This window comes from Candidatus Eisenbacteria bacterium (assembly GCA_035577985.1).
In the GTDB taxonomy this organism is placed as follows: domain Bacteria; phylum Desulfobacterota; class Binatia; order DP-6; family DP-6; genus DATJZY01.
The window spans coordinates 1-11,522 of sequence record DATJZY010000049.1; the positions used below are offsets into that span (position 1 = coordinate 1).

Sequence of the window (11,522 nt, forward strand, 5' to 3'; positions counted from 1 at the left end):
GCACCCTCCGTATTACCGCGGCTGCTGGCACGGAGTTAGCCGGTGCTTCCTTTAGGGGTACCGTCAGGACCCCGACGTATTGGGTCGGGATCGTTTCTTTCCCCTCGACAGGGCTTTACGACCCGAAGGCCTTCATCACCCACGCGGCGTCGCTGCGTCAGGCTTTCGCCCATTGCGCAATATCCCCCACTGCTGCCTCCCGTAGGAGTCTGGGCCGTGTTTCAGTCCCAGTGTGGCTGGCCATCCTCTCAGACCAGCTAGCCATCATCGCCTTGGTGGGCCATTACCCCACCAACTAGCTAATGGCACGCAGGCTCATCCACAAGTAGTAGCTTGCAAGCAGAGGCCACCTTTCACCGCAGGAGCCGAAGCTCCCGTGGTCATATCCGGTATTAGCCCACCTTTCGGTAGGTTATTCCGGGCTCGAGGGTAGATTACCTACGTGTTACTCACCCGTGCGCCGCTGTACTCAGGGAGTTGCCCCCCTTTTCTCGCTCGACTTGCATGTGTTAGGCACGCCGCCAGCGTTCGTTCTGAGCCAGGATCAAACTCTCCAGTTAAACCTGGAGCCACGACGCCGAAGCGTCATGGTGAGTGTCGAATGATTCGCACTCTTCGATCCGAATCAGCACGTTACGCGCTGTTCGAAGATCCGCAAAGACTGCGTCGCCTCGACGTCGACCGTCGAGGCAAGCGATCTACTGCCTAGTTTTCAAAGACCGGGACCGTTTCCGGGCAGACCCGGCCGTATATGGGACCCCTCTCTGGTTGTCAACCAGGGGCCAAACGATCGATCCGGATCTACGATTCGGCAGGTGCCGGCGGGACGAGCTCCACGGTCGCCAGACGCCTCCGTCCCACCGCCACCAGCCGGTGCACCCCCCGTCGGAAGCGGAACTCGACGTCGACGGCGTGCCCATCGACCTTCACCGCGCCCTCCGCGACCAGACGACGGGCGGCGCTCGTCGATGGCGCCAGCCCAGCGTCCTTCAAGAGCCGGCAAATCCATACCTCGGAGTCGGCGGTGTGCAGCACCACCGGGGTCGGGGCAAAGTCCGTGCGCTTCTGGAAGCGCTCCTCGAAGAATTCGCGCGCTCGTCGGGCGTCGTCGGCACCATGGAATCGCTCCACCACCATCGCCGCCAGGAGCTTCTTCCGATCGAGTGGATGCTCGGGCCCGGGCGTCCACCGACGATCCCCCGGGAACAAGAGCCGCGCATACCGCTCCATGAGATCGTCGGTGATCGACATGAGCTTCCCGAACATCTCCTCCGGCGCATCCGTGATCCCGACGTGGTTCCCGAGGCTCTTGGACATCTTCTGGACGCCGTCGAGGCCTTCCAGGAGCGGGAGTGTGACGATGATCTGACCGGGTCGTCCCGCCCCACGCTGGAGATCGCGGCCGACGAGCAGGTTGAACGTCTGATCGGTCCCGCCGATCTCGACGTCGGCATTGACGACCACCGAGTCGTATCCCTGCATGAGCGGATAGAGAAACTCGTGGAGGCCGATCGGACTCCCGCCCTTGTAGCGCTCCGAGAAGTCATCTCGCTCGAGCATGCGTGCGACGGTCGTCTGCCCAGCGAGCCGGATCACGTCATCGAGGTGCATCGTCGCGAACCACTCGCCGTTCCGCCGCACCTCGGTGCGCGTGCGATCGAGCACCTTGAACACCTGCGCTTGATACGTCTGCGCATTCGCCTCGACCTGCTCGGGACTCAATTGCGGTCGCGTCGCGGACCGCCCACTCGGATCGCCGATCAATGCCGTGTAGTCGCCGATGATCAGCACGCCGACGTGCCCCATGTCCTGCAACGCGCGAAGCTTCGCGAGCGCGACCGTGTGTCCGAGATGCAGATCCGGCGCCGTGGGATCGACGCCGAGCTTCACGCGGAGCGGACGTCCCGCGGCGAGCCGCTCCTTCAGCTCCGCCTCCGGCACGATGGTGACCGCTCCGTCACGAATCCGTGCGAGCTGCTCGTCGACGGTCATCCGTTCACCCGCTCGCGCAATCGACGGATGGCCGTCGCGCGACCCGTCGTCTCGTCGACGTCGATCACCGCCCCTTGCACCATCACTGGCCCCGACGCCACCTCGAAGCGAACCGGCATCTGACTGAGGAACCGTTCAAGGACCCGATCCGTGCGCATGCCGAGGATCGAATCCTCCGGTCCGCACATGCCCGCGTCGGTGAGCGCGGCCGTGCCCCCGGGAAGAATCGACTCGTCGCTCGTTTGCACGTGCGTATGGCTCCCGACGACGGCGGAGACGCGGCCGTCGAGGAAGCGCGCCATTCCCACCTTCTCGGAAGTCGCCTCGGCGTGCATGTCGACCAGAACGACCGCCGCCTGCTGCCGTAGCTTCGGCACGATCGCTTCCGCAGCTCGAAACGGACAATCCGCGGGGCCCATGAAGACGCGGCCGATCAGGTTGAGAACGGCGACCGGCGTACCGTCGCGAGCGGCACGGACGACCCAGCCCTCGCCCGGTACCCCCGGCGCGAAGTTCAGTGGACGCAGTAGCCGACCGTTTTCCTTCAAGTAGGGCACGATGTCGCGATTCTGCCACACGTGGTTGCCGGTCGTGAGCACGTCGACCCCGGCGTCCTGCATCTCTTCGGCACTGCCTGGATCGACGCCCTTGCCGCCCGCCGTATTTTCGACGTTCGCCACGACGAAGTCGATCGCCGACTGCCTCCGCAGCTCCCGCAGCACGACGCCCACGGCGCGGCGGCCAGGACGCCCGACGACGTCACCGAAGAAGACCAGTCGCATCACACCTCGGTTCAGTGCGCCGTGTCGCTGGCCCGCGTCTCGCGGATCACCGTCACCTTGATCTGCCCGGGGTACGCCATCTCCTGCTCGATCTTGCGGGCGATGTCCCGCGCGAGGAAGAGCGTCTGGTCGTCGGGCACCGAGCCCGGATCGACGATCACACGGATCTCGCGCCCGGCCTGCACGGCGAACGAGCGCTCGACGCCCTTGAACGAGTTGCTGATGCGCTCGAGATCCTCGAGGCGCTTCGCATAGCTCTCCAGCACTTCGCGCCGCGCGCCGGGACGCGCCCCGGAGATCGCGTCGGCCGCATCCACGAGCGGGGCGAGAATCGTCTCGGCCTTCACCTCCTCGTGATGGGCGGCGATGGCATTGACGATCTTCGCCGACTCGCCGTACTTGCGGGCGATCTCGCCGCCGACGATCGCGTGCGAGCCCTCCACCTCATGCGTCAGGGCCTTCCCGATGTCGTGCAGCAGCGCTGCGCGCCGGGCCTGCTTCACGTTGAGACCCAGCTCCGCAGCCATCGCGCCGGCGATGAAGGCACACTCGATCGAGTGCATCAGGACGTTCTGCGCGTAGCTGTAGCGATACCGCAGCATGCCGACCAGTCGCACGAGCTCCGGATGGACGCCGTGAATTCCAAGCTCGAGGACGGCCCGCTGCCCGGCTTCCCGAATCGAGTCCTCGAGCTCGTGCTCCGCCTTCCGCACGACCTCCTCGATGCGACCGGGGTGAATGCGGCCGTCGGCAATCAGACGTTCGAGTGCCAGGCGCGCCAGCTCGCGACGGATCGGGTTGTGGCACGAGATCACGACGGCCTCGGGCGTGTCGTCGATGATGAGGTCGACACCCGTCGCCGCCTCGATGGCCCGGATGTTCCGGCCCTCGCGACCGATGATGCGCCCCTTCATGTCGTCGCTCGGCAACGGGATGACCGACACCGTGCGTTCGGCGACGTATTCCCCGGCGAGGCGCTCGATCGCGATCGATACGATCTTCTTGGCACGCCGATCGGCTTCCTCGCGCGCCTCGCTCTCGATCTGCCGGATGGACTTGGCCGCCTCGTGACGGGCCTCGTCGGTCATCTGCTCGACCAGCGAGCGACGGGCTTCCTCGCGCGTCAGGCCCGCGGTCTCCTCGAGCTTCCTTCGGACGTTCTCGACCAGGGCGGCTTGGTCGGCGCGCAGCTTCGCCAGCTCCTCCTCGCGCCGCTTGGCGTCGTCTTCGCGTCGCGCCAGCGTCCGCTCGGTCTCGGCCATGCCCTCGAGCCGGCGCGTGACCGTCTCCTCCTTCTGCGCGACCCGGCGCTCCTGGGCGGTGATCTCGCGCCGTTGCTCCTTGGCTTCGCGCTCGGCGTCGTTCTTGGCCCGCAGGACCAGCTCCTTCGCCTGGAGATCCGCTTCGCGGCGGACCGCGTCGGCCTCCTTCCGGGCCTCTTCGACCACCCGTACGGCGGTCTCGTGGCTCGCCTGAGCGACCTGTCGGGCCTGGCGACGCCGTCCCTGCTCGACGAGGAACCATGCGATGGCTCCCAGTACGAGCCCGAGAGCGAGCGCGCCGATCATGCCAGCGGTCATGTCAGCTCTCCCGAGTGCACAGTGGTCGCCGTGGGGGTCGGTAGTATCCCCCGCTCGGTCACCACTGCGTTCATGCAAACGTCCCACGGATCCTGAGGAAGGCGATCGACGACGAGCGCCTCCGCTGCGAGCCCGAAACGCGTCGCGTGACGAAGTGTCGGCAGGGCGCGATCGTAGTACCCTCGACCCGACCCGAGCCGTCCTCCGCGACGGTCGAAGGCGACCCCCGGGACGAGCACCAGCACCCCGGCCGCGTCCCCGGGCAGACGAGCCGCACCCGACGGAGGTTCCTCCACCCCGAACGGACCCGGATGGAGATCCGCGGCGACCGCTCGGCGGAACGCCAGATCGTCGCCCTCGACGCGCGGGTAGTAGGTCGGTAGCCCCTGCTCCGAAGCCCGCTTGGCGACCTCCCCCGGGTCGACCTCGTTGGCACGCGGGCTGTACAGGACGAGGTGCCTGGTCTCGCGGAACTCCGCCGACGACACGATCCAGGCGCAGATCGCCCGCGAGGCGGAGGCAACCTCGGCCTCGCTCAGCGCGCGTCGCCTGCCAGCGAACTCCCGCCGGAGGCGAGTCTTGCCTGCGTCGTCGAATCCCCCCATGAACCCTCTCGCATAGCGGGGGGATGGTCGTTCGGTGGGGTTTGCCTCAGCTCCTTCGCGCCGCCTGCGCCCAGGCGGGGCCGATGTTCGGGGGGCCATGCTGGCCCGACGTCCGGACGCTGTAAGTCATAGCACACGCCGTGGTGGCGAGAACCCCTCTTTCAGACCATCCCGTCTTCAATCTGCCGGCCCGCCTTCGATCGCGCGGGACCGGGCCATTCGGCCTCGTGGGCACTCTACGCGATGCCACCCAGGCCCGCAATGTCCGCCGGCGCCCCGTCAGCCGTCGCCGTCGTCCCCGAGTAGGCCGGCAACGAACTCGTGCGCGTCGAACTCGCGGAGGTCCCGAACCCCCTCGCCGACGCCGACATACCGGACGGGAAGCCCGAGCTCGGCGCGGATCGCCACCACGATCCCACCCCGCGCCGTCCCGTCGAGCTTGGTCACCACCACCCCCGTGACACCGGCGGCCTCCACGAACGCACGGGCCTGGCTGAGGGCGTTCTGCCCGGTGGTCGCGTCGACCACGAGCAGACACTCCTGGGGGGCCCCCGGCAGCTCGCGCTCGATGGTCCGCCGCACCTTCCGCAGCTCGTCCATGAGGGTCCCGCGCGTGTGCAGGCGACCCGCCGTATCGACCAGGACGACGTCCGCGCCTCGGGCCCTGGCCGCCCTGATTCCATCGTAGGCCACGGCGGACGGATCGGCCCCCGGCCCGTGGCGGACGATGTCCGCGCCGCTCCGCTCCGCCCATACTGCCAGCTGGTCGATGGCGGCGGCGCGGAACGTATCGGCGGCGACGATCAGGACCTTGCGACCAGCCTCCCGGTGCGCCGCTGCCAGCTTGCCGATGGTCGTCGTCTTGCCGACGCCGTTGACCCCCGTGACCAGGATCACCCACGGCCTCGCCGCGGGCGTCACGGGGCCACCGCCTCCCACCACCTCCAGGATGTCGGCGCGCAGCTCCGTCCGGATGCCCTCGCCCCCGGCGTCCTTCCCGAGCCGGGAGCGAAGCCGTGCGAGCAAGCTCGCGGTCGTCCGGGCCCCCACGTCGGCGCCGATCAGCGCCTCCTCCAGCGCTTCGTACACCGAATCCGCGGATCCCCGCCGCCCGAGGGCGGCGTCGAGCTGCTCGCGCAGCTTTCGACGCGTGCCATCGAGCGCCTGCCGCAGGCCTCGCGCCGGACGCTCCGGCGCCGACATGACCTCCAAGGGAGGTGCTTCCGCACCGACGCCCTGCCGGCGTGCCCGTCGAAATCCCCAAACGAGCAGCCCCGCCGCGACCGCGGCGGCCGCTGCCCCGATGACGACGACGTCCATCGCCGCGCGCGATCAGGCGGCTTCGCGCAGGCGGACCGACACCACCTTCGACACCCCGGGCTTCTCCATCGTGATCCCGTACAGCGTCTCCGCCGCTTCCATCGTCCGCCGGTTGTGCGTGATGAGGACGAACTGTGACCGCTCCGCCATGTCCTGCACGATCTGGTTGAAGCGGCCGATGTTCGCCTCGTCGAGTGGCGCGTCGACCTCGTCCAGCAGGCAGAACGGGGTCGGCCGGATGAGGAACAGCGAGAAGACGAGTGCGGTCGCGGTGAGGGCCTTCTCGCCGCCCGACAGGAGGCTCAGGGACTGGAGCTTCTTGCCGGCGAGCTGCACGACGATCTCCACCCCGGGCTCGCCGCCCTCCTCGCTCGGGACGAGCTCGAGCCGGGCCATGCCGCCGGCGAACACCTTCGGGAAGACCTCCGCCAGCTTCGCGTTCGCGGCCGCGAAGGTCTCCTCGAAGCGCTGGCGCGAGGTACGGGTGAGCTTCGCGATGGTCTGCCGCAAGTCCTCCAGCGACCGCTCGAGGTCCGAGCGCTGTTGGGTCAGGAATTCGTAACGCTGCTTCACCTCGTCGTACTCGGCCATCGCCGCCGGGTTCACGTCGCCCAGGCGTGCGATCCGGACGCGAATCTCCTCCGCCCGCGTCGCCTCCTCCTCGTCCACGATGGTGTCGGACGGCACGTCGTCGAAGGCCTCGACGCCCACGCCGTAGCGCTCGAGCAGACGATCGAGGATGCCCTGCAGCGCGAAGCGGCGCTCGGTCGCCTGGCGATCGACGTCGCCACGACGGGTCCGAATCTCCTCGACGCGATCGCGCGCCACACGCTCCTCGTGGTCCTCCGCCGACAGGTTGGCCTCCGCGCGAGCCACCTCGGAAGCCAGGCGTTCGCGGTCCCCTTGCAGGGCTTCGACGCGTGCCTCCGCGTCGGCCTGAACCGCCGTCGCCTGGTCGCGTTCGGCCGTCGTCGCGGCGATGCCGGCCGCCGCCTCTTCGCGGGCCGCGACGGCGGCCTCGAGACGCTGCGAGACGTCCGTCCATGCCGCGTCCGCCGTCCGCCAGGTCGTCTCGCTCGCGTGCGATCGTTCGGTCGCCTGCGTCGACCGGACGGCCTGCTCGGTGTGGGCACGCTCGGCCTGCGTGAGATCTTCGCGCCAGCGCGCCACTTCCTGCTGTCGCGCCGCCAATGTCGCCCGGACGTCGCGCACCTGCTCGCTCGCCGTGGCGAGCCGCTCGGCCAGCACCGCGAGCTCGCCGCTCATCTCGCCGTCGGCGCCGGCCAACCCGCCCACTTCGAGCGCGCCGACCTCCAGCTCGGCCGAGATACGCGTTCGCTCCTCGTCCAGCCGCTCGCGGTCTTTCGACGCGGCCACTTCGGCGACGCGCGCCCCCTGGTGTCGGTCATCGAGCGCGGCGAGCTCCCCGACAATACGCTCGACGTCACGCCGCCGCTCCTCCAGGACCGACGCCTCGCCCGCCGCGCGCGCCTCGGCGTCGCGGAGGGTGCCTTCCAGCTCGCGCAGCTCCCGTGCCCGCGCGAGAAGCGTCTCCTCGAGCGACGCCTCGCTCCCGCCGGTGACCGCGCCGAGCGGGTCGATGGCTTCGCCCGCCATGGTGACGACGGTCACGGCGTGCGCCGCGTCCCGCCACAAACGCATCGCCGAGTCGAGATCGTCCGCCAACAGGACGCTACCCAGCAGGGCCTCGGCAAGACCCCAGTGCTGGCCGTCGACCTGCAGCTCGTCCACCAGACGACGGCCTGGCGGCACGATCACCGTCGCCCGCCGTTCCGGATCGCTCGGAAGGGCGGTCGCCGTTCCGCCCTCGCTCTCGCGCAGCCAGCGGATCGCCTCGACCGCCTCTGCGGTGCTCGGCACGACCACCTGCTGGAGCCGCGCGCCGAGCGCGGCCGCGACGGCACGCTCGAGCCCGACTGGAACCCGGAGCACGTCGGCCAGCAGCTTCGCGGCGCTGTCGCGCGCGAGCAACGTCGCCACACCCCGGGTACACCCCTCCGATCGCGTCTGCAGCTCGCGCAGCGATTCCGCACGCGAGCGAAGCTGTGTCGCGACGCCACGGGCCGTCTCCAGGGACGCAGCTGCTGCCCGCTCCGCCTCCTGCGCCGCGTTCCGCTCCGCCACGAGACGCGTCCGCGCGCCGTCGATCCGCGCCAGCTCGTCCGCCAGGCGCTGGAGCTCCGCGCGGGCCAGCTCACGCTCGCGCGCGTTCGTCTCGAGGCGAACGCCGAGCGCACGCTGCTCGTCGTCCAACCGCGCGCGCTGTCCCTTCAGCTCGTCACGCCGCCGTTCCAACGCCTCGGAGAGATTGCGCAGCCGCACCTCCTCGCCGAGCGCGTCGACCAGCCTGTCTTTCGCTGCTTCGACGCCCTGCTCGAGCGGAGCACCGATGCGGTCGAGCGCCTTCAGTCGTTCCTCCGTTGCCCGAAGTTCGGCTTCCGCCGCGTGCGCTTCCGCCGCCAGCCGCGTCACGTCCGCGCGCGCCGCGCTTCGCTGCGCCTCGAGCTCTGCGAGGCGATCGCGCAGGCGTCCCGTCTCCGCCTCCGCCATGGCCGCCCGGCGCTCGATGTCCGCACAGCGCGTGGCCGCACCGGCGGCCCGTGCCTGCATCTCGGTGGCACGCAGCCGTTGCGCCGTCAGCTCCTCCTCGACCTGGCGGAGTTGCGCGTCGATCTGCTGGCGCTGCCGCCGAGCCGCATCGGTCGAGTCCTGCAGACGCTGGATCCGCGCGACGAGCTCGCGTTCGTCGTCGTGCAACGTAGTCAGCGTGGCGTCGAGCGCCAGCACGTCGCTCGACCAGGTCCGGTGGCGCGTGGCGAGGACCCGCAGGTCCAGCCGGCGCAGCTCGTCCTTCAGCCGATGGTACTCCTCCGCGCGCTTCGCCTGCCGCTGGAGAGACGCCATCTGGCGCTCGAGCTCCCGGATCACGTCCTGGACGCGCAAGAGGTTGTCGCGCGTGCGCTCCATCTTACGCTCGGCGGCGACCTTGCGGGCGCGGAACCGGGTCGTCCCGGCCGCCTCCTCGATGAAGTGGCGCATCTCGTCCGGTTTGGCGTTGACCAGCTGCTCGACGCGGCCCTGCTCGATGATCGCGTAGGCCTTCGTTCCCACGCCCGTGCCGAGGAACAGCTCGGTGATGTCCTTCAGACGGCACGGCGCCTGGTTGATGAAGTACTCCGATTCGCCCGAGCGGAAGTAGCGCCGGGACACCAGGATCTCGCTCGCCTTGGCGAGTCCGGGCGGCAGGCCGTCGCTCCCTTCCTCCGCCGGCGCAGTCTCCGCCTTCAGGAGATCTTCTTCGCTGCGTTCGAGGAGGAGCGACACCTCGGCCATGCCGAGCGGACCGAAGTCGCCGTTGCCCGCGAAGATCACGTCCTCCATGGCGCTGCCACGGAGGTGTTTCGGGCTCTGCTCGCCGAGCACCCACCGGATGGCATCGACGACGTTCGACTTGCCGCAGCCGTTCGGCCCGACGATCGCCGTCACGCCCGGCGGCAGCTCGAGGACGGTGCGCTCCATGAACGACTTGAAGCCGTTCAGCTCGATCTGCTTGATCCGCATCCGCGTCCCCCCTTGCGCCCCGTCTGCGGCGCCCTCATCCCGTCTGACCGAGCTCCATCACCATGCCACCGTCCGCGCCGCTGAGGAAAGGAAGCCAGGCGTCGTGCCGCCGCTGCCGGTACGCCTCGGCCATGAACGGCGTCCACTGCGGCCGGTACGGCTGCCGCAGGAGCCGCATCCCCGCCTCCATCGGCGTCCGTCCGCCCTTGATCCGGTTGCACCGATGGCACGAGCACACGACGTTCTCCCAGATCGACGCGCCGCCGCGAGATCTCGGCACGACGTGATCGAGGTTCAGCTCGGTTCGCGGGAGCTGCCGCGCGCAGTACTGGCACCGGTTCTCGTCGCGCAGGAACACGTTGTAGCGGCTGAACCGCACGTGCCGGCGGGGAACGCGATCGTAGGTGCACAGGAGAATCACCCGCGGAACGCGGATGGCGCGGTTCACCAGCCCGATCGCCTCGCCGAGCGGTGTCAGCGCCGACCAGCTCGCGAAGTCGAACGTCCGGTACTCGTGATCCACCGCCTGCGCGATGTCCTGATACAGCAGCGCCAGTGCCCGCCGGACCGACGTGATGTGGACCGGAAGGTACGAGCGGTTCAGGACGAGCACTTTCGAATTGAGGAGCGACATCCCGGCCGTTGGGCGCGCAGGGTACCTTCCGCCAGATCGGAAGTCAATTTTCTTCAGCCTCTCCGCAGACTTGCGCAGGTCCTCGCCAGCGCAGCACCGGGCGGCGGGCGGCCCGGGTCTCGTCGAGGCGCGACACCCACGTGTTGTGGGGGGCCTCGAGCACACGCTGCGGCGCCGTCCGAGCCTCCTCGGCGATCGCCAGCATCGCCTCGACGAAGCTGTCGAGCGTCTCCTTGCTCTCGGTCTCGGTGGGCTCAATCATGATCGCGCCCTTCACGACCAGGGGGAAGTAGATGGTCGGAGCGTAGAATCCGTAGTCGAGCAGCCGCTTCGCGACGTCGAGCGTGTGAACGCCGAACCCTTGCAGTTGCTTGTCCGAAAGCACGCACTCGTGGAGGACGGGGGTGTCGTAGGCGGCGGGGTACGCGCCCGTGAGGCGCGCCCGGACGTAGTTCGCGTTGAGGATCGCGAGCCGCGTCACCTCTTCGAGCCCGGGTCCTCCGACGCGCAGCATGTACGCGAGGGCGCGCACGAGGATCCCGAAGTTGCCATAGAACGAGCGCACGCGGCCCACGCTCTTCGGCGCCTCCGTCTCCCACGCGAATGCGCCGTCGCGCCGCACGACGCGAGGCGCAGGCAGGTAGTCCTGCAGGATGGCGCGGACCGCGACCGGTCCTGCACCGGGCCCGCCGCCTCCGTGCGGGGTCGAGAACGTCTTGTGCAGGTTGTACTGCATGACGTCGACGCCCATGTCGCCGGGCTTCGCCACGCCCATGAGGGCGTTCATGTTGGCGCCGTCCATGTAGACGAGCCCGCCGCGCGCATGGACGATGCGAGCGATCGCCTCGATCTCCTCCTCGAACAGCCCGAGCGTGTTCGGGTTCGTCACCATGAGTGCAGCGACGCCGTCGTTCATGACCTTGTCGACGGCGGCCGGCTCGAGCAGCCCACGCCGCCCGACCGGGACCTCGACCACGTCGTAGCCGCAGAGCGCGGAGCTGGCCGGATTCGTCCCGTGTGCGCTGGT

8 protein-coding genes and 1 rRNA gene are annotated in these 11,522 nt (G+C 69.1%); all 9 read right to left on the bottom strand.

Annotated features, from left to right (window positions below; translation table 11 throughout):
- Window positions 1-560: ribosomal RNA gene (locus VMS22_08055) — 16S ribosomal RNA — on the bottom strand; the annotation flags it as partial.
- A 241-nt stretch (window positions 561-801) separates the two neighbouring features.
- Window positions 802-1,992, bottom strand: coding sequence for a tyrosine--tRNA ligase (gene tyrS, locus VMS22_08060; GenBank protein ID HXJ33983.1), 1,191 nt, complete (start codon window positions 1,990-1,992; stop codon window positions 802-804).
- A complete protein-coding gene (locus VMS22_08065) occupies window positions 1,989-2,774 on the bottom strand; it encodes a TIGR00282 family metallophosphoesterase (protein ID HXJ33984.1) in 786 nt (261 codons plus the stop codon). The genes tyrS and VMS22_08065 overlap by 4 nt, the downstream gene beginning before the upstream one ends.
- A gap of 11 nt (window positions 2,775-2,785) precedes the next feature.
- Complete coding sequence (gene rny, locus VMS22_08070; protein ID HXJ33985.1) at window positions 2,786-4,342, bottom strand: ribonuclease Y; 1,557 nt, start codon at window positions 4,340-4,342, stop codon at window positions 2,786-2,788.
- A gap of 8 nt (window positions 4,343-4,350) precedes the next feature.
- Window positions 4,351-4,959: a 5-formyltetrahydrofolate cyclo-ligase gene (locus tag VMS22_08075; protein HXJ33986.1), complete on the bottom strand. Its 609-nt coding sequence runs from the start codon at window positions 4,957-4,959 to the stop codon at window positions 4,351-4,353.
- Between the two features lie 279 nt (window positions 4,960-5,238).
- On the bottom strand, window positions 5,239-6,279 hold the full coding sequence (gene ftsY / locus VMS22_08080; GenBank protein HXJ33987.1) for a signal recognition particle-docking protein FtsY: 1,041 nt from the start codon (window positions 6,277-6,279) through the stop codon (window positions 5,239-5,241).
- Between the two features lie 12 nt (window positions 6,280-6,291).
- Entirely contained in the window at window positions 6,292-9,861 is a 3,570-nt protein-coding gene (gene smc / locus VMS22_08085; GenBank protein ID HXJ33988.1) for a chromosome segregation protein SMC, read from the bottom strand.
- 34 nt (window positions 9,862-9,895) lie between these two features.
- Window positions 9,896-10,495: an HNH endonuclease gene (locus tag VMS22_08090; protein HXJ33989.1), complete on the bottom strand. Its 600-nt coding sequence runs from the start codon at window positions 10,493-10,495 to the stop codon at window positions 9,896-9,898.
- A gap of 43 nt (window positions 10,496-10,538) precedes the next feature.
- Window positions 10,539-11,522 (bottom strand): aminomethyl-transferring glycine dehydrogenase subunit GcvPB (gene gcvPB, locus VMS22_08095; GenBank protein HXJ33990.1); only part of this gene is annotated, 984 nt, incomplete at its 5' end.